At 67.5% G+C, this 16,553-nt stretch carries 18 protein-coding genes, 1 pseudogene and 1 riboswitch; of the genes and pseudogenes, 15 read left to right on the top strand and 4 right to left on the bottom strand.

Annotation, left to right across the window (positions count from 1 at the left end):
* The first annotated feature begins 38 nt into the window (after nucleotides 1–38).
* The 7 genes and pseudogenes from ACFSOX_RS05970 (at nucleotide 39) to ACFSOX_RS05940 (ending at nucleotide 3,679) form a co-directional block, all read left to right on the top strand.
* Nucleotides 39–668, top strand: a complete 630-nt coding sequence (locus tag ACFSOX_RS05970; RefSeq protein WP_378476876.1) for a DsbA family protein — start codon at nucleotides 39–41, stop codon at nucleotides 666–668.
* A gap of 9 nt (nucleotides 669–677) precedes the next feature.
* Nucleotides 678–1,094 carry an ArsR/SmtB family transcription factor gene (locus ACFSOX_RS05965; protein ID WP_378476875.1) on the top strand — a complete coding sequence of 139 codons (417 nt, stop codon included), beginning with the start codon at nucleotides 678–680 and terminating at the stop codon, nucleotides 1,092–1,094.
* A 66-nt stretch (nucleotides 1,095–1,160) separates the two neighbouring features.
* On the top strand, nucleotides 1,161–1,601 hold the full coding sequence (locus tag ACFSOX_RS05960) for a DUF4405 domain-containing protein (RefSeq protein ID WP_378476874.1): 441 nt from the start codon (nucleotides 1,161–1,163) through the stop codon (nucleotides 1,599–1,601).
* A 39-nt stretch (nucleotides 1,602–1,640) separates the two neighbouring features.
* A complete protein-coding gene (locus tag ACFSOX_RS05955; RefSeq protein ID WP_378476873.1) occupies nucleotides 1,641–2,156 on the top strand; it encodes a disulfide bond formation protein B in 516 nt (171 codons plus the stop codon).
* A 23-nt stretch (nucleotides 2,157–2,179) separates the two neighbouring features.
* Nucleotides 2,180–2,332, top strand: a pseudogene (locus tag ACFSOX_RS05950) (EamA family transporter); the annotation flags it as partial.
* A gap of 85 nt (nucleotides 2,333–2,417) precedes the next feature.
* Nucleotides 2,418–3,014, top strand: a complete 597-nt coding sequence (locus ACFSOX_RS05945; RefSeq protein ID WP_378476872.1) for a tyrosine-protein phosphatase — start codon at nucleotides 2,418–2,420, stop codon at nucleotides 3,012–3,014.
* 56 nt (nucleotides 3,015–3,070) lie between these two features.
* Nucleotides 3,071–3,679, top strand: coding sequence for a cation efflux transmembrane domain-containing protein (locus ACFSOX_RS05940; RefSeq protein ID WP_378476871.1), 609 nt, complete (start codon nucleotides 3,071–3,073; stop codon nucleotides 3,677–3,679).
* Between the two features lie 4 nt (nucleotides 3,680–3,683).
* Here ACFSOX_RS05940 and ACFSOX_RS05935 read toward each other — a convergent pair whose 3' ends face one another.
* Nucleotides 3,684–3,947: a PepSY domain-containing protein gene (locus ACFSOX_RS05935; RefSeq protein WP_378476870.1), complete on the bottom strand. Its 264-nt coding sequence runs from the start codon at nucleotides 3,945–3,947 to the stop codon at nucleotides 3,684–3,686.
* 134 nt (nucleotides 3,948–4,081) lie between these two features.
* Nucleotides 4,082–4,142, top strand: a riboswitch (Fluoride riboswitch).
* Between the two features lie 71 nt (nucleotides 4,143–4,213).
* Between ACFSOX_RS05935 and ACFSOX_RS05930 the strand changes: the two genes are divergently transcribed.
* From ACFSOX_RS05930 to ACFSOX_RS05910, 5 genes are all read left to right on the top strand, one after another.
* Nucleotides 4,214–5,425, top strand: coding sequence for a cation:proton antiporter (locus ACFSOX_RS05930; protein WP_378476869.1), 1,212 nt, complete (start codon nucleotides 4,214–4,216; stop codon nucleotides 5,423–5,425).
* An 11-nt stretch (nucleotides 5,426–5,436) separates the two neighbouring features.
* Complete coding sequence (locus ACFSOX_RS05925; protein WP_378476868.1) at nucleotides 5,437–5,796, top strand: DUF190 domain-containing protein; 360 nt, start codon at nucleotides 5,437–5,439, stop codon at nucleotides 5,794–5,796.
* Nucleotides 5,797–5,825: 29 nt separating this feature from the next.
* The gene (gene crcB, locus ACFSOX_RS05920) at nucleotides 5,826–6,209 is read left to right on the top strand and encodes a fluoride efflux transporter CrcB (protein WP_378476867.1); all 384 of its coding nucleotides are present in this window, start codon (nucleotides 5,826–5,828) and stop codon (nucleotides 6,207–6,209) included.
* Between the two features lie 239 nt (nucleotides 6,210–6,448).
* Nucleotides 6,449–7,729 carry a phosphopyruvate hydratase gene (eno, locus tag ACFSOX_RS05915; protein ID WP_378476866.1) on the top strand — a complete coding sequence of 427 codons (1,281 nt, stop codon included), beginning with the start codon at nucleotides 6,449–6,451 and terminating at the stop codon, nucleotides 7,727–7,729.
* Between the two features lie 10 nt (nucleotides 7,730–7,739).
* Nucleotides 7,740–8,105: a hypothetical protein gene (locus ACFSOX_RS05910; RefSeq protein WP_378476865.1), complete on the top strand. Its 366-nt coding sequence runs from the start codon at nucleotides 7,740–7,742 to the stop codon at nucleotides 8,103–8,105.
* A 631-nt stretch (nucleotides 8,106–8,736) separates the two neighbouring features.
* Here ACFSOX_RS05910 and ACFSOX_RS05905 read toward each other — a convergent pair.
* Nucleotides 8,737–9,798, bottom strand: a complete 1,062-nt coding sequence (locus tag ACFSOX_RS05905; RefSeq protein WP_378476961.1) for a SphA family protein — start codon at nucleotides 9,796–9,798, stop codon at nucleotides 8,737–8,739.
* 201 nt (nucleotides 9,799–9,999) lie between these two features.
* Nucleotides 10,000–10,953 (bottom strand): AraC family transcriptional regulator, encoded by a 954-nt coding sequence (locus tag ACFSOX_RS05900; protein WP_378476864.1) that lies wholly within the window; start codon nucleotides 10,951–10,953, stop codon nucleotides 10,000–10,002.
* A 284-nt stretch (nucleotides 10,954–11,237) separates the two neighbouring features.
* Between ACFSOX_RS05900 and ACFSOX_RS05895 the strand changes: the two genes are divergently transcribed.
* From ACFSOX_RS05895 to ACFSOX_RS05885, 3 genes are read left to right on the top strand one after another with little or no spacing between them, the layout of a single operon-like run.
* Nucleotides 11,238–12,554, top strand: coding sequence for an anaerobic sulfatase maturase (locus ACFSOX_RS05895; RefSeq protein ID WP_378476863.1), 1,317 nt, complete (start codon nucleotides 11,238–11,240; stop codon nucleotides 12,552–12,554).
* A 30-nt stretch (nucleotides 12,555–12,584) separates the two neighbouring features.
* Complete coding sequence (locus ACFSOX_RS05890) at nucleotides 12,585–15,149, top strand: arylsulfatase (RefSeq protein ID WP_378476862.1); 2,565 nt, start codon at nucleotides 12,585–12,587, stop codon at nucleotides 15,147–15,149.
* Between the two features lie 48 nt (nucleotides 15,150–15,197).
* Nucleotides 15,198–15,542: a hypothetical protein gene (locus tag ACFSOX_RS05885; protein ID WP_378476861.1), complete on the top strand. Its 345-nt coding sequence runs from the start codon at nucleotides 15,198–15,200 to the stop codon at nucleotides 15,540–15,542.
* A gap of 46 nt (nucleotides 15,543–15,588) precedes the next feature.
* Here ACFSOX_RS05885 and ACFSOX_RS05880 read toward each other — a convergent pair whose 3' ends face one another.
* Nucleotides 15,589–16,527, bottom strand: coding sequence for a DUF6282 family protein (locus ACFSOX_RS05880; RefSeq protein WP_378476860.1), 939 nt, complete (start codon nucleotides 16,525–16,527; stop codon nucleotides 15,589–15,591).
* Nucleotides 16,528–16,553 lie beyond the last annotated feature (26 nt).

Here is a 16,553-nt window from a genome sequence, read left to right as displayed (position 1 = left end):
GAATCGACGATCGGGAACCATCGAGAGTGGAGTGGACGATGAAGCGGATGGTCTTTCTCGCGGTCGGGATGTGCCTCGCGGTTCTCGTGGCCGGAGGTTCCCGGCTGGCAGCCGAGCCGGCTGCCGCGCCGGCCGATCGGCTGCTCGAATCGACGCAAGGACGCCCGGACGCGAAAGTGACGGTGGAAGAATATTCCTCCCTGGGCTGCCCTCATTGCTCGGATTTCCACCTCCAGATTTTGCCACGGATCAAGGCGCAATACATCGACGCGGGGAAGGTCAGATGGATCGTCCGGGACTTCCCGCTCGGGCAGTTGCCGCTGGCCGGAGCCGTCGTCGCGCGCTGCGCCGGTCCCGGCGGCTACCTGGAGCTGCTCGAAGTGCTGTTCAGGGCGCAAGAGCAATGGATGGATGCACAGGATCCGATCGGGAGCCTGGAGACGATCGCGCAAAAGGCGGGGATCCAGCGGCCACAGTTCGAATCGTGCCTGATGGACGACGCCCTCATCAAGCGGATCCTCGATCGCGCCCGCGACGCCCAGAAGGCTCACAAGGTGTCGGCGACGCCGACCTTCATCGTGAACGGCGAGAAGGTCGTGGGCCTGATGTCCTTCGACGAGTTCGCCCGCATCCTCGACCGGCATCTGGCGAAAGCGTCGACGCCGTGATGCCGAAGAGTGGCGCCGCTCGAACGGAGAAAGGACGAGCCGATGTCCAGCGGAGATCCGTCCGCCGTGACCAGCCTCCGGGAAGCGCCGCTTCGCGTCCGTCCGACGAGAGCGGGCGAGCGATCGCGGCTCGAGGACAGGGCGCGCGTGTTGAAAGCGCTCGGGAACGCGACGCGATTGCGCATCGTCGAGGATCTCGCGGATGGCGAACGGTGCGTGTGCCGGATCGTCGCCGCGACGAGCGTGAGCTTCTCGTCGGTGTCGAAGCATCTGGCGATCCTCGAGGAGGCCGGAATCGTCGAGGGCGACAAGCGTGGCCTGCAGGTCTTCTATCGCCTGCGGGCGCCGTGCGTTCTCCGCTTCATGACGTGCATCGAGGCCGTTGTCGCGGGCCGGAGCCGCGCGACGTCGTCGTCGATCCGTTGATGGCCGTTCGGACGGCGTGGCGAGGCGCCGGATGGCATGCCGACCGACGAGCGCGAGGAGGGTGACATGAGAGCAGAAACCATCGTGGGCGAGTCGGTCGAGGCCAGGCCGTTCAACAAGCGAGGTTGGGTGGTGTTCGTTCTGGGACTGAGCGCCGTCGTGCTTCTCGTGAGCGGCGTCGTGCTGTTCATCGCCCCGAGCAGCCGGATCGCCAAGAGCATCGATTGGGATCTGTGGGCGCTCGATCGCGAGGCGTGGGTCAACCTCCATAACGTCGTCGCCATCCTGTTCAGCGCCGTCGTCGTCTGGCATCTCGCGTTCAACTGGAAGCCGCTCTGCAACTACATCGGCGGAGCCCGGCCGCGCCGGCGCATCAAGCTGCTGCGCGAGCTGCTGGCCGCGACGGCGACGTTGGTGATCATCGTCGGCCTGGTCGCGGCGGCCGTTCCCCCGATCTCCACGCTCGGGAGCGTCTCGAACTACTTCCGTCACGAGTACTGGAAATGAGGACGCGCTCACGATCGGGCGTCGTCCCGGGAGGGTGGCATGATTGATGTCTCGCGGCTCGTGCGTCCGTCGCTGGTCCTGGGCGTGATTGTCGTTCTCGGCATCGGTGCGCTCGGGGCGGCGTTCGCGGGCGAGCGACTGCTCGGGGCGGAACCCTGCATCCTCTGCCTCTACCAGCGAATTCCGTATGTCGTCACGGCCTTGCTCGCCGGGTCCGCGGCGGCGCTTCCGATCTCGGCCCAGGCGCGCATCCGCGTGATCGCAGCGTGTGGTGTCGTCTTTCTCCTCGGTGCCGTGCTGGCGTTCTACAGCGTCGGGGTCGAGGAGCACTGGTGGGCGGGAATCCCGGGGTGCGAGGGCGAGCTGCCGGAGGGGTTGGCTCTCGACCGGCTCCAGGACCGCACGACGGTGTGGAAGGCCACGCGCCCCTGCGACGTCGATGTCTGGCGGCTGTTCGGGCTTTCGCTGGCGGCCTACAACAGCGTCCTGCAGGCCGTCGCGAGCGCCGGCTGCCTGATCGCGGTGCGGTCCATGAACAGAAGCCTGGCGCGCTAGACGCTCGGCTGCATTCGGAGGCGTTACGGGACGCCGCGCGCGTTGCTCCGATCGACAGGCTGAGCGTCGTTCTCGTCGCCGTTCTCGCGTTTGGGCTTCTCGGCGAGAAGCGGTCCGGGCCGAACTGGCTCGGTGTTGCGTGCATCGCGGCCGGCGCCGTTCTGGTCGCCCACCGTCGGTCGCCGTCGTGTTGCAGAGCGGATACAGACCGACCGGCCTCTAGCTGCCATAGTGTGCGATCCGCCTCGTGAGGAGACGTCGATGTTGATCGTTCGCCGCCGGGTTCTCGTGGCCCTGCTGGTTCTGGCCCCGGGCCTGTCGGCCGGCGGCTGGGCCTTGTTCCTGAGCCTGACCGGGAACATCCACGCGATTTCGCCAGGAGTGGCCTATCGTTCGGCTCAGCTTGACAGCTCGCAACTGGCGGAGACGATCGACCGTTTCGGCATCCGGGCGGTCATCAATCTGCGCGGCGACAATGCCGGTGAACCCTGGTACGCGGACGAGCGAGCGGTCGCGGCGCAGCACGGCGCCCGACACTACGATATCGGCATGTATGCCAAGAGCGAGCCGCCGCCCGAAACGCTCAAGCGGGTGCTCGAGGTGTTGCGAGTCGCGCCGCGTCCTCTGCTCATCCATTGCTACGGCGGTGCCGACCGAAGCGGGTTGGTGGCCGCGATCTACAAGCATTTCGTGGAAGGCGAGCCCGTCGACGAAGCCGAACGGCAGCTCTCTTTCCTCTACGGTCATTTTCCGTGGATCGGCGGGACAGACGCGATGGACAAGACATTTCGGCGGCTCACGGCCTCGGACGGGCGACTCCTGTCGCGGGTTCTCGCTGCGACTCCGGCAAGGAATTAACGGCCGACCCTCCTTATGTTTGCGGCCTGGATTGGCTTGGTAAACGAAGGGCTTCAATGATGTCGGCGATGGATGCAGACGAGAGCCTGTCGCTCCGGCGTGCCGTAACCAGGGTCGCTGTTCTCAATCTCGCATACTTTGGAGTTGAATTTTATGTCGCGCTGGTGATCGGGTCGGTTTCTCTATTTGCCGACAGCATCGATTTCCTCGAAGATGCATCCGTCAACTTCCTTATCGTTATGGCTCTCGGATGGTCGGCTCGGAACCGGGCTCGTGTCGGGATGGCCCTGGCGGGCATCCTGTTGATCCCCGCGCTGGCGACCCTCTGGACGGCGCTCGGCAAGCTCACCGCTCCGCTGCCGCCCGCACCGGAACCGCTGACGTTGGCTGGATTGGGCGCACTCGCCGTCAATCTCGCCTGCGCCTTCATGCTGGCGCGCTACCGGCACCATAGCGGCAGCCTGACAAAGGCGGCGTTTCTCTCGGCGCGCAACGATGCGCTGGCGAACATCGCGATCGTTGCTGCCGGGCTGGTGACGGCCTTCTTGTGGCCCTCGGCATGGCCCGATCTGGTGGTCGGACTGGGCATCGCGGTCATGAATGCCGACGCGGCGCGGGCGGTCTGGGGCGCGGCCCGGCAGGAGCATCGTGCGGCGGCCCCCTGATGGATCAATCGGGCTCACGCCGGATGATGGCGAACGTGTCGTCGAGCTTCAGCTCGTACCGTCGTCCGTCGGGACCGACGGCGTCCTCGACCTCCCACCGCCCGCCGTCCTCGGACTCGATCTCGCCCCAGGACGTGAACCCGGCCGCCCGGAGGGTGCTCTCGATTCGGGCTCTTTCGTCCGGGCTCGGCATCCGATCGGCAAGCAGTGGGCTTGCCGGAAGCAGGGTGAGGACAACGGCATACAGGGTGCTGCGGGTCGGAATCATGTCGGCCTCCGTTCATGGCCGAAACGTCCCATCCGCGCGCAAGTTCGCGCCTGCGACCGCATGACAGATCCTCGTCTTCGCCGAGCTCTCGGTCGGCCTCCGGCTTGACGCCTGAAACTGCGCGTGATTTCATTGTCCCCGATGGGGATGGAGTTCCCCGAAACTGCCGAAGAGGCTGATGACTCCTGCCGCGACCATCGCGGAGGGGCTCGCGTATGAACCCGCCGTGATGGCGGGTTTTTTTGTCGACGCGAGAGATCACGGCCATGACGGCACTCTGGACGCAGGCGGCGCTCTGGTTGGGACTGGCACTCCTGGCCACCATGGTCTCCATCTGGTTCGGCATCGCCACGGCCCTGTCGGAGATCGTGGTCGGCACCATCGCCCAATTGGTGATCGGGGCCGCGATCGGCAGCGCCGCGCTGGGCACGGACGAGAGCTGGATCAAGTTCCTGTCGGGGACGGGTGCGATCCTGCTGACCTTCCTGGCGGGCGCGGAACTCGATCCGAGCGTATTTCGGGAGCGCTGGAAGGAAGCCGGCGCGATCGGCCTGGTGAGCTTCGTCGTGCCGTTCCTCGGCTGCACGGCCGTGGCGTATTACGGGCTCGGGTGGAGCCCGATGGCGAGCTGGCTCGCCGGTGTCGCCATGTCCACCACCTCGGTCGCCGTGGTCTATGCCGTGATGCTGGAGTTCGGCTTCAACGCGACCGACTACGGCAAGGTCGTGCTCGCGGCGTGCTTCGTGACCGACCTCGGGACGGTGATCGCCCTCGGGCTGATCTTCTCCCCCTTCAGCTACAAGACGCTGGTGTTCGTCGGCGTGGCCGTCGCGGCCCTGTTAGTGCTGCCCTGGATCACCGCCCGTTTCTTCGACAAGTACGGCGACCGGCCGTCGGAGCTGGAGACCAAATACCTGATGCTGCTCCTGTTCGCGCTGGGCGGGCTGGCCACCTGGGCGGACAGCGAGGCGGTGCTTCCGGCCTATCTGATCGGCATGATCCTGGCGGGCAGTGTCGGCAAGGACCATGTGCTGATCCGGCGGCTGCGCACGCTGTGCTTCGGGTTCCTGACGCCGTTCTATTTCATCCGGGCCGGGTCGTTCGTTTCCGTGCCCGATCTCGTCGCCGCGCCGGCAGCGTTCCTCGTGCTGCTCGCGGCCAAGCTGGCGACCAAAACGGCCGGCGTCTACCCCGTCACGCGCGCCTTTCCGGGCCGGCGTGAGGGGATGTACACGACCCTGCTCATGTCCACCGGACTGACGTTCGGCACGATCTCGTCGCTGTTCGGGTTGACGCACGGCATCATCGACCAGGGGCAGTACTCGGCGCTGGTGGCCGCCGTGATCGGCAGCGCTGTCATCCCGACCCTGATCGCCAACAAGTGGTTCCTGCCTCGCCACCTGATCCCGCCGGGGCTGCTCGATGCTCCGTCGGCGGCGACATCCACCGATCGACCAGTCCTGGAGGACGCAAGATGACGGAGCAACCCATGCAAATCCCCAAGGACGCGATGCTGTTGCGCATCTTCTTCGGCGAGGACGACAAGCACGAGGGCAAGCCCCTCTACGAGGCCATCGTGCTGGCCGCCCGCAAGGCCCATCTGGCGGGCGCGACCGTGTTGCGCGGGCCGGTGGGCTACGGCCACTCGAGCGTCCTGCACACGGCCAAGATCCTGCGCCTGAGCTTCGACCTGCCGATGATCGTGGAGATCGTCGATACCGAAGAGAAGATCCGCGCCTTCCTGCCGGAGCTCGACGGCATGATGCCGAGCGGGCTCGTCACGCTGGAGAAGGTCCAGGTTCTGCAGTACGGCCCCGAGGGCCTGAAGGAACGGGCCGCCCTCGTGTGAGCGGGCGGAGAAAGAAGCGAGAGCAGGAGATGGACGTTCTTCTTGTCGCTGTGGGCGGTGCGCTCGGCAGCGTGGGTCGGTATTGGTGCTCGGGACTGGTCGCGCGCTTGTTCGGGGAGAGCTTCCCGTGGGGGACCGTGATCGTCAACATCGTCGGATCGTTCGTGATCGGCTTGGTGGCCGCCTTGGCCCTGCCGGAAGGGCGCTTCCTGCTGCCGACGAATGCGCGATTGTTCTTGATGTTCGGCATCTGCGGTGGATTCACGACCTTCTCGTCGTTCAGCCTGCAGACCCTGAATCTGCTGCGCGACGGAGAGTGGCTGCTGGCCGGGGCGAACGTATCGTTGTCACTCGTTCTCTGCCTGCTCGCGACGTGGCTCGGCCTGGTGGCCGGCGTGATCGTCAACAGGTGATCCGCGGGCGGGGCGCTGTCGCATGACGGACCGGTCGGGGGCGTGACCGATGCTCGGGTTGACGCTGCCGATCTCGCCGGGCCTATTGGTGTTTCACGAGCATGACCTTACCGCGGCGACGATCCGCCTCGGCGGAGTGCTGATCTGATCCGCCTCGGCGCCGGGGGTGCTCCGGCGGTGACGCATAGTTCCGAACGTGAGGCAAAGGGCCCGTCTCGTGGCGGGCCGATGGAGGGTTCATGAGCCGTATCACAGCCGTTTCCGCCCGCGAGATTCTCGACTCGCGCGGCAATCCGACCGTCCGAGTCTACGTGGCGCTGGACAGTGGTCATCAGGCGTCGGCGTCGGTTCCGTCCGGCGCCTCGACCGGCGAGAACGAGGCGATCGAGCTGCGGGACGGGGACAAGAGCCGCTACGGCGGAAAGGGTGTCCTCAAGGCGGTCGCGAACGTGAACGACCTGATCGCACCCGAGCTGGTCGGCCGCGACCCGACGCGCCAGGCCGAGATCGACGCCCGGCTGATCGCCCTCGACGGCACGCCCGACAAGGGCAAGCTCGGCGCCAACGCGATTCTCGGCGTCTCGATGGCGGTGGCCCGTGCCGCCGCTTTGGTCTCGGGGCTGCCGCTGTACGCCTATCTCGGCGGGGTCGGCGCCACGCGCCTGCCGGTGCCGATGATGAACATCCTCAACGGCGGCAAGCACGCCGACAACAGCGTCGACTTCCAGGAGTTCATGGTGATGCCGGTCGGCGCACCGAGCTTCGCCGAGGCGCTGCGCTACGGCGCCGAGACGTTCCATGCGCTGGCGAAGAGCCTCGCCGAGAAGGGATACGCCACCTCGGTCGGCGACGAGGGCGGCTTCGCCCCGAACCTGAAGAGCGACGCCGAGGCGTGCGAGCTGATCGTGCAGGCGATCGAGCGGGCCGGGTTCGCGCCGGGCCGGGACATCGCCATCGCGCTCGATCCGGCCGCGAGCTCCTTCCATTCCGGCGGCGGCTACGATCTCGCCAAGTCGGGCCAGGGCCGCAAGTCCGCCGACGACCTGATCGCCCTCTACGGGCGATGGCTCGACCAGTATCCGATCGTCTCGATCGAGGACGGGCTCGACGAGAACGACTGGGCCGGTTTCGCGCGTCTGAACGCCGCCTACGGCGACCGCGTGCAGCTGGTGGGCGACGACATCTTCGTCACCAACCCGCGCTTCGTCCGCCGCGGCATCGCCGAGCGGTCGGCGAACTCCGTGCTGATCAAGCTCAACCAGATCGGCACCGTGACCGAGACCATTCGGACGATCGACCTGTGCCGCGAGGCCGGGTGGCGCTACGTCATCTCGCACCGGTCCGGCGAGACCGAGGACACCTTCATGGCCGACTTCGCGGTGGCGATGGGCGGCGGGCAGATCAAGACGGGATCGGCGAGCCGCAGCGAGCGTATCGCCAAGTACAACCGCTTGCTGGAGATCGAGAGCGAGTTGGGTGCCGCTGCGGTGTTCCGATCACCGTTCGCGCGGTTCGAATGACCCTTCCGTGATGGGCCGGGTCGGCAATGCTCGAACGATCGCGGACATCGAGTTCGTGATCGAGGCGGCCGCGATCGGCGATACGCGCCGATCGTGGACCGTCGAAGGCGTGGACTGCACGCGCGACCGGCATCGGTTCTCCGGCCCGGCCTACAGCTTCACGATCGAGGCCCTGAATCTGCGTCTCGTGAAGTCCGGACGCATGGCTTGGCACGTCCTGATCGTCACCGAATGGTGGCGCTCGGAGACGGACGAAAGCCTGCGATCGACCAAGTGGTTGAAGGTGGTCTCCGGCAAGCCCGCGGAGGTGACGGCCTGGATGCGGCGACAGCGCACGCGAAAGACCGAGGCCAAGCCCACGGGCCGCGGTGGTTGATCCGAAGATCGCGCCATCGGGGCACACGACCGGTCCATGTTGCCGGACCGGCAGGACGAGTGGTCGGTCGGTGAAGTGTCTCTGCGGGGGCTCGCTGATCCTCTCGTGGGCACCGAGCAGCCTCACGAACCGGATCGCTCGATACGTGCCGCGACGCGGGGCCGTGCCGTCGTCCGCGGACGACGATGCTCCGGATGCTGTCGATGCTCTCTGTCGAGCCGGATGCCGAGCGATCACGAAGATCGCCTGACAGGGCGCGCTTGCCCGCCGCGGTGTCCTGTGCCCACGGATGGTGCCACGATTGCACCGGCCGTCACCACGGCGACACCATCGTCGGCGGTTTCAGAGGTATCTGAGATGGGGCCATCGAGCAGGTTCGGCGACTGCGCCTCGATCTTAAGCCCGCAACGGCGGCCGGTCGACTTTCTTCCTCTGCCGCGTGCCCCGCGAGCGGCGCCTCAAAGCGCGGCATTTCTCGCGGGAACGAGAAAGTCGCCGTCGCGCCGTCTTCCGCTTCGCCGCGGCCGTGGGGCGCGGCCTCGAGCGCGGCGGTGCGCATCAGCCGGTGTCGGTGTCGAAGTCGACCTGCTGGAGCGAGAAGCCGCGCTTCGCCTCGACGGCCGGCACCACGCTACTTCAGCGCCAGGCGCCGGCTCGGAGTGGCGGTCGGCGGCGGTGCGGCCGCGGGCGTGAGCGCCAGCGTCAGCCACACGTTCCAGCCCTCGGGCCGGTTCTCCGACTCGAACTCCTTGTACGCCTTGAGATTCAGATAGCCCTGGATCTCGCCCATCGGCACGATGGTGCCGACCTGAGCACCGACGCTCATGACGCGCGATTCGAAGCAGCCGACCCGGTCGCCCGATCCGCTGTCGCAGGAGAGCTGCTGGTACAGATAGCCGACCAGGCCGACCTGGAGCTGCTTGGTGAGAAACTGCGAGGCGCCCCAATCGACATGGAAGTCGACGCCGTTCCGGTACTGCGTGTCGGGATTCTTGAAGTTGTAGGTGAGGCCGGCGACGGCCGAGAACTCGCGCCCGGTGGCCGGATTGAAATAGGTGTAGCCGAAGCCGCCGTCGACGGCGCCGTGCCCGATGCCGAGATTGGCGATGCTGGTCGGGTCGTAGCTGCCGACCGGGATGTCGCCGGTGATGTAGGTCATGTAGTTGTTCACGCCGGCGTTCCAGCGCAGGAAGAATTGCGGGTAGAGATCGCCGACTCCGGTGTCGGTCTCGCTGATGCCATAGAAGCGCGAGCCCGACACGGCGAACGGCCCGGCCAGCACGGCGGCGTCGAGGCGCGCGTCGATCGCGGTCGTGTTCCGGCCGGCGATCGTCATCAGGGCGATGGTGGCCTGCCCGCCGAGCACCGGCGTGGCGAACGTGTAGGACGGAATGACGATGGCGATGTCGGCCTTGCTGCTCAGGCTCGCCTCGACGCTCGCCGCTACCGTGACGGGCAGCCGGCCGGCGCCGATCTCACGGGCGCGGGCGACGTTGTCGCCGGCCGTGACGGTCGTGTGATAGTAGATCGAGGTGAGCGAGAAGCCGGGCTGCTGCGGCGCCGCCGCGAGGCTGCCGAAGATGCCCGGCAGCCAGAAGCTCACGCCGCCCTCGTCGGCGGCGGCCGGCGCCGCCAGCGCCACCGAGGCGACGGCGGCCAAGGCTGTCGTCGTGATCCGTCTTTGCCGGTGCATGGTGTTCGCGCCCGCCATCGCGGCCTCCCCCGATTCCGCAGATCGCCCGACCATGACGGTACCTGGATCGTTTCCGGTCACTATGCAGAAGCGGCCACTTCGGTCGCCGGCACGACAATTCGGGTGTGATGTTGCCCGCTGACAACATGGACGCGAAGCTGACGCCCTCGGCCGTCACGGCCGTTATGGCCGCTGCGGCCGTCACTCGGCGGCACGCTCGAGCCGTCGCATGGTGTGCGACGGCAGCTCGCCGAACAGCGTCCGATAGTGCGCCGCGAAGCGGCCGAGCTCGGTGACGCCGTGGCTGGTCAGAACGTCGGTGACCATCCGTCCGCGCGCGCTCGGATCCAGAAGCGCGGCATGGACGCGGTTGAGCTGCCGGACCTTGAGATAGCGCGACGGTGGCATGCCGTAGACGGCGCCGAAGGCGCGCCGCAGCGTGCGCTCGCACACGCCGGCGGCGGCGCACAGGTCGGCGAGGCCCGGCGCCGGGCCGTTGTCGTCGCGCGTCTCCTCGAAGGCCCGGCGGACGATCATGTGGTGGTGCGGCGCGGCGAGCCGATGGCGGCTCTCCGGCGCTCCGATCACCGCGACGAGCGTCCGGGAGATCGCGGTGGCGGCGTCGTGCATCTGCTCCGCGACGGCCGGGGAGTCGCCGGACGGCACCTCCGCACGCGCCGCCTCGCCTTCCGCTCGGTCGATCCGCGCGAGCAGTCCGGCAAAGGCCTCCGGCTTCGTCTCGAACAGCGACGCGGCGGCGCCGCCGCTCCGGCCGGCGAGGCAGTCGACCTGCGCCGGCGTCAGCATGGCCAGCGGCAGCGTCAGCGAGATCCAGCTGTGCGGCACCGCGTTGGCGAACACGAAGTGGCTGCCCGGCGGCAGCACCGCGATGCCGTGCCGGGCGACCGGGACGCCGTTGAGCATGACGGCGTGCCGGTCGAGCGAGCTCTGCATCACGAAAACCACGGCGTCGGGCTGCGCCATCACGCCGTCGGCCACCATGCCGGCTCCGCAGCGCCCGCGCTGGATCACGACACCGCCGCAGCTTCGGTTGTGGACCGACCACTCGGGCAGGCCACGGCTGGTCAGCAGGAAGCTGACATCGGCCTCGCGCACTGCGCGGGCGAATTCGACGAAGGCCGATGACGAAGACACGCTGCTCCCCACCTAAGTCAACAAGGCTAATACAGAACGTTTGCGTGAAACCCCACGATACGAAAAAGCCCCGAGCATGCCCACGGTCATACCCGGTCTCGCTCGGCCATGAAGGAGTCGCGGCGCCTGTTTGGATCACAAGCACGGCATCGGACCGGGCGGCCACGCGGGTGACCGCAACTGCATATTGGCCTGCGGTCCCCCGCGCTAGGCTCCGCTGACGTGTGTGCAGCCTCGCGACTCCGTTGCCGCGGAGGGTCGCCGACTCCCGGTTCGTTCGCCGCATGAGCCTCGTGCCCGACAAGTACGACGCCCCGCGCAAGCTCGCCGCGACCGGCGAGCGAAACTTTCATGCGATGGCGAAGCCCGCCGGAGCGCGCTGTAATCTCGACTGCACCTACTGCTTCTACCTCAGCAAGGAGACGTTGCCCGGCGGACCGGCCGCAGGCCGGGCCGGCGCCGACGGACTCGGCGCCGGCGACATGAACGCCGACACGCTCGAGCGGTTCGTGCGTCAGTACATCGCCGGCGTCACCGGTCCCGAGGTGATTTTCTCCTGGCAGGGCGGCGAGCCGACGTTGCGCGGCCTCGCCTTCTTCGAGGAGGTCGTCGCGCTGCAGAAGAAGCACGCGCGGCCCGGGCAGCGAATCGAGAACGACCTGCAGACCAACGGCGTTTTGATCGACGAGGCGTGGGCGCGGTTCCTGAAGGACAACCGCTTCCTGGTCGGGCTCAGCATCGACGGGCCGCGTGCGCTGCACGATCCTTTCCGGGTCAACAAGGGCGGGGCACCGACCTTCGACAAGGTGATGAACGCGGCTGCGCTGCTGCGCCGCTTCGGCGTGCCCTTCAACGCACTCGTCTCGGTTCACCGGGGAAACGCGAAGAAGCCGCTCGACGTGTATCGCTTCCTGCGCCGCGAGCTCGGCGTGACCGTGATCCAGCTGGTCCCGATCGTCGAGCCGCGCGGCTTCGAGACGACGGCGCCGCAGGCGCACGATTCGGCCCGCGCGCCGCTCCTCGGCAGCCCGCAGGCCCGGCCCGAGCATGCCGATTCGATCGTCACCGACTGGTCGGTCGATCCCGACGACTGGGGCTCGTTCCTGTCGCGGGTGTTCGACGAATGGCGGCGCAAGGATCTCGGCACCGCGCTGGTGACCCACTTCGAGACCTTGGTGGCGCGTCGCCTCGGGCTGCCCGCCCAGATCTGCATCTATGCCGAGACCTGCGGCAAGGCCGTGGTGGTCGAGCACGACGGCAGCGTCTTCTCTTGCGACCACTACGTCTATCCCGAGCACCGGCTCGGCAACCTGCACGAGGCGACGCTCGCCGACCTCGTCTTCTCGCGCGCGCAGGTGATGTTCGGCTACGCCAAGTCGGACCGCCTCCCGGCCTACTGCCGGGGCTGCGAGGCGCTGGCGGACTGCTGGGGCGAATGCCCGCGCAACCGCCTGATCCGGACGCCCGACGGCGAGCCCGGCCTCAACTATCTCTGCGCCGGCCTGAAGCGGTTCTTCCGGCATGCCGGTCCCGTGGCCGACGAGATCGCCGCCGACCTCCGGCCCCGGACGCCGGCCTTCGCCCCTCGACGTGACGCTTAGGGACGTGACATTCGCAACGGAGGAGCTTCGATGACCATCGGATCGACGACCATGCGCAAGTTCGCCGGCGTCGCCGCCGGCCTCCTGCTCGGCGCGGGTTGGTCGCTCGGGCCGGCCGTGGCCCAGCAGGTCACCGGCACGCTCGGCGCGCCGGACGCCACGACGACCATCGACGGTCGCCAGCTTCCTGCGCCCGACCCGAAGTTCGGCGGCGTGATCAGGAACGACGCGCTGCAGTCGAAGCCGTGGTGGGCGCCCCGCATCGTGCCGCCGAGGGAGGCGCCGAACATCCTTCTGATCATCACCGACGACGCCGGTTTCGGCGTCCCGTCCACCTTCGGCGGCGTCATCCCGACCCCGACCATGGACGGCCTCGCGGCCGAGGGCCTGCGCTACAATCGTGTCTTCTCGACCGCGCTGTGCTCGCCGACACGCGCCGCGCTGATCACCGGGCGCAACCATCACTCGGTCGGCTTCGGCGTGATCTCCGAGCAGTCGACCGGCTTCCCCGGCTACAACAGCATCATCAGCAAGGACAAGGCGACCATCGGCCGGATCCTGACCGACAACGGCTACGGAACGGCGTGGTTCGGCAAGGACCACAACACGCCGGCCTTCGCGGCGAGCCAGGCCGGGCCGTTCGACCAGTGGCCGACCGGCATGGGATTCGAGTACTTCTACGGCTTCGTCGGCGGCGACGCCAACCAGTGGCAGCCCAACCTGTTCCGCAACAGGACGCAGATCTACCCGTTCGACGGCAAGCCGCCCGGCACCTGGAACCTGATCACGGCGATGGCCGACGACGCCATCGATTACATCAGCCGGATGCACCAGACCGATCCGAGCAAGCCGATCTTCATCAAATACGCGCCGGGCGCCACCCATGCGCCGCATCACCCGACCAAGGAGTGGGTGGAGAAGATCACGGCCATGCATCTGTTCGACGACGGCTACGAGAAGCTGCGCGAACGGATCTTCGGGAACCAGAAGCGGCTCGGCGTCATCCCCAAGGACACCAAGCTGACGCCGTGGCCGCGCGAGGTGCTGAAGGAGTGGGACACGCTGACGCCCGAGGCCAAGAAGCTGTTCATCCGCCAGGTCGAGGTCTTCGCCGCCTACGCGGCCTACAACGATCACGAGATCGGCCGCGTGATCAAGGCGTTCGAGGACATCGGTCGACGCGACAACACGCTGGTCATCTACATCAACGGCGACAACGGCACGAGCGCCGAGGGTGGTCCGCTGGGCACGCCCAACGAGGTGGCGTTCTTCAATGGCCTGAGCGAGCTGCCGGTCGACGTGCAGATGAAGTTCTACGACGTCTGGGGCACCGATCAGACCTACAATCACATGTCGGCCGGCTGGTCGTGGGCCTTCGACACGCCGTTCGACTGGTTCAAGCAGAACGCCTCGCGGCTCGGCGGCATCAACCAGAACATGGTGGTGTCATGGCCGGCCCGCATCAAGGACAAGGGTGCCCTGCGCGAGCAGTTCCTGCACGTCATCGACGTGGTGCCGACCATCCTCGAGGTCACCGGCATCCGAGCGCCCGACACGGTCGACGGCATCAAGCAGGCGCCGATCGAGGGCACCAGCTTCGCCTATACGTTCGACCCGAAGAACGCCAAGGCGCCGTCGCGACACAAGACCCAGTATTTCGAGATTATGGGCCAGTGGGCGCTCTACAAGGACGGTTGGCTGCTGAGCACCAAGGTCAATCGCGCCCCCTGGGAGGCATTTGGCGCGGCCAATCCGGATCCGCTGAACAACCAGGTGTTCCAGCTCTACGATCTGTCCAAGGACTTCGCCCAGGCCGACGACATCGCCGCCAAGAGCCCGCAAAAGGTGAAGGAGTTGCGCGAGGCGTTCCTGGCGGAGGCGAAGAAGTACCAAGTGCTGCCGCTCGACGCCTCGGTCGCGGCCCGCATCGTCGCGCCGCGGCCGAACATCACGGCGGGCCGCAGCGAGTTCGTCTACACCCGGCCGATGACCGGGATACCGCAGGGCGACTCGCCGTCGCTCCTCAACACGTCCTACACGATCACGGCGGACATCGAGGTGCCGGACGGCGGGGCCGAGGGCATGATCCTCACCTCGGGCGGTCGCTTCGCCGGCTATGGCTTCTATCTGAAGGACGGCAAGCCGGTGTTCCTGTGGAACCTGGTCGACCTGAAGCGGGTGAGGTGGGAGGGACCGAACGTGCTCGCGCCCGGTCGACACACGCTGACCTTCGACTTCAAGTATGACGGCCTCGGCATCGGCACGCTCGCCTTCAACAACTTGAGCGGCGTCGGCCGCGGCGGCACCGGAACCCTGAAGGTGGACGGCGAGCCGGTGCAGACCATCACGCTGCCGCACACCCTGCCGATGATCCTGCAATGGGACGAGTCCTTCGACATCGGCTCCGACACGCTGACCGGCGTGAACGACGCCGACTACACGCCGCCGTTCCGTCTCACCGCCAAGCTGAACCGGCTGACCATCAGGCTCGATCGGCCGCAGCTCAGCAAGGCCGACCTCGAGAAGCTCGAGGCCGCCCAGGCGACCGCGGTCGATGGCACGCCGCTCACGCGCGTGCAGCCGGGGCCGCACTGACGGACGCCCGAGTGGGCGATCGTCAGTGATCACAGCAAGGAGAATGTCATGAAAGCAGGTCTGATGATCGGGGTCGTGCTGGCGAGCGTGTCGGTGGGCGGCGCCTCGGCGCAGGTGCAGGGCGTCAACCTGAACGGTCCGTGGGTCTGCGTCGCGAACTGTCTCGGCGCCCCGGGAAGCAGTGCGTTCATCACCCAGTACGGCACTCAGCTCAACGTCATCAACGACGCCGGCCAGCCGTCGGCCGGATGGGTCGAGTATCCGGGCCGCATCTGGGTCGCCAACGCCTGGCAGGGCGCCGTCTACTCGCCGGACGGCATGACCATCCAGTTCGACAAGGGAACCATCTGGCAGCGCCCGCCGGCGGCTCCGCCTCCTCGCCGCCGGCGTTAGCGACGAGCCGGCGAGCGGGCGATCCCGGTCGCCCGAAGAACCGGCGTCACGCCGCCGCGGCGACGTTGGCGCCGATGCCGGCGAGCCGCATCGCGTTGGTCGAGATCATCTGCCGGACTTCGTCGATGCTGTAGCCGAGGGACAGGCACGTCCGCGCGATCATGCGCATGCCCTCGACCGGCGACGGGCAGTCGATCTGGCCGAGATCGGAGCCGAAGAACGTGTTGGCGACGCCGGCGGCGTCGATCCATTCCCGGAGCTGAGCGGCGGAGTAGGTCTTGAACCGGCAGTCGACGAACAGGCAGGCGGAGTGCTCGATCATCACGCCGAGATCGAGCAGCCGCTCGACGTCCTTGGGCACGGCCCCGACCGTGTAGGGCGGATGGTTGACGAGCAGCCGCTTGCAGCCGCGTTTCTTCGCCTCCTCGAACAGCACCCAGGCCTCGCTGATGTGCAGGTGGCCGCAGGACAGCACGGCGTCGTATTCGGCGACCAGCTCGAGGATCGGGATGACCTCGGGCACGAGGTCGCCGTGCGGGTCGACCACGGTGAGGGCGGTCGGCTTGCGCATCGCCGACTTCGCCACCAGCAGCGTCTTGTTGTGGCCCTCGCGGATGTGGTTCGCGGCCGAGACGGTCGGCATCCAAACGATGCGGGTGCCGAGCTTGAGCGCGTGCTCGACCGCGTAAGGATTGAAGCCGCCCATCGCGTTGTTGAGGACGAGGCCGCCGAGCGGCTCGACGCCGGTGCCGGCATGGCGCTCGCGGATCAGCGCGACGATCGGGGCTGTCGGGTAATAGTGGTCCTTGAACAGGACCGCCCGCATGCCGGCGGCCCCGGCCTCCTCCAGCGCGGCGATGTGGTCGACGAGCCGCGGCATCACCGAGGGGCCGCTGTGGACGTGAAGATCGACGGCCCCGCGCATGAGGTTGTCGACCACCGAGTCGGGAACGGCGGACGGGGGGGTGGGCTCGCTCTGGGGCATCGGAGATCCTTCTCGGGCGAAGCGGC

Source organism: Rhodoplanes azumiensis, assembly GCF_042682915.1.
GTDB classification, from domain to species: domain Bacteria; phylum Pseudomonadota; class Alphaproteobacteria; order Rhizobiales; family Xanthobacteraceae; genus Rhodoplanes; species Rhodoplanes azumiensis.
Note: the sequence above shows the minus strand (reverse complement) of the source record. Positions and strands in the feature narration are given on the sequence as shown.

What these genes read in the sequence shown, in the direction of transcription:
- ACFSOX_RS05970 (WP_378476876.1), top strand. Translation starts at nt 39, where the DNA reads ATGAAGCGGATGGTCTTTCTCGCGGTCGGGATGTGCCTCGCGGTTCTC.
- ACFSOX_RS05960 (WP_378476874.1), top strand. Translation starts at nt 1,161, where the DNA reads ATGAGAGCAGAAACCATCGTGGGCGAGTCGGTCGAGGCCAGGCCGTTC.
- ACFSOX_RS05955 (WP_378476873.1), top strand. Translation starts at nt 1,641, where the DNA reads ATGATTGATGTCTCGCGGCTCGTGCGTCCGTCGCTGGTCCTGGGCGTG.
- ACFSOX_RS05945 (WP_378476872.1), top strand. Translation starts at nt 2,418, where the DNA reads ATGTTGATCGTTCGCCGCCGGGTTCTCGTGGCCCTGCTGGTTCTGGCC.
- ACFSOX_RS05940 (WP_378476871.1), top strand. Translation starts at nt 3,071, where the DNA reads ATGATGTCGGCGATGGATGCAGACGAGAGCCTGTCGCTCCGGCGTGCC.
- ACFSOX_RS05935 (WP_378476870.1), bottom strand. Translation starts at nt 3,947, where the DNA reads ATGATTCCGACCCGCAGCACCCTGTATGCCGTTGTCCTCACCCTGCTT.
- ACFSOX_RS05930 (WP_378476869.1), top strand. Translation starts at nt 4,214, where the DNA reads ATGACGGCACTCTGGACGCAGGCGGCGCTCTGGTTGGGACTGGCACTC.
- ACFSOX_RS05925 (WP_378476868.1), top strand. Translation starts at nt 5,437, where the DNA reads ATGCAAATCCCCAAGGACGCGATGCTGTTGCGCATCTTCTTCGGCGAG.
- crcB (WP_378476867.1), top strand. Translation starts at nt 5,826, where the DNA reads ATGGACGTTCTTCTTGTCGCTGTGGGCGGTGCGCTCGGCAGCGTGGGT.
- eno (WP_378476866.1), top strand. Translation starts at nt 6,449, where the DNA reads ATGAGCCGTATCACAGCCGTTTCCGCCCGCGAGATTCTCGACTCGCGC.
- ACFSOX_RS05910 (WP_378476865.1), top strand. Translation starts at nt 7,740, where the DNA reads ATGGGCCGGGTCGGCAATGCTCGAACGATCGCGGACATCGAGTTCGTG.
- ACFSOX_RS05905 (WP_378476961.1), bottom strand. Translation starts at nt 9,798, where the DNA reads ATGCACCGGCAAAGACGGATCACGACGACAGCCTTGGCCGCCGTCGCC.
- ACFSOX_RS05895 (WP_378476863.1), top strand. Translation starts at nt 11,238, where the DNA reads ATGAGCCTCGTGCCCGACAAGTACGACGCCCCGCGCAAGCTCGCCGCG.
- ACFSOX_RS05890 (WP_378476862.1), top strand. Translation starts at nt 12,585, where the DNA reads ATGACCATCGGATCGACGACCATGCGCAAGTTCGCCGGCGTCGCCGCC.
- ACFSOX_RS05885 (WP_378476861.1), top strand. Translation starts at nt 15,198, where the DNA reads ATGAAAGCAGGTCTGATGATCGGGGTCGTGCTGGCGAGCGTGTCGGTG.
- ACFSOX_RS05880 (WP_378476860.1), bottom strand. Translation starts at nt 16,527, where the DNA reads ATGCCCCAGAGCGAGCCCACCCCCCCGTCCGCCGTTCCCGACTCGGTG.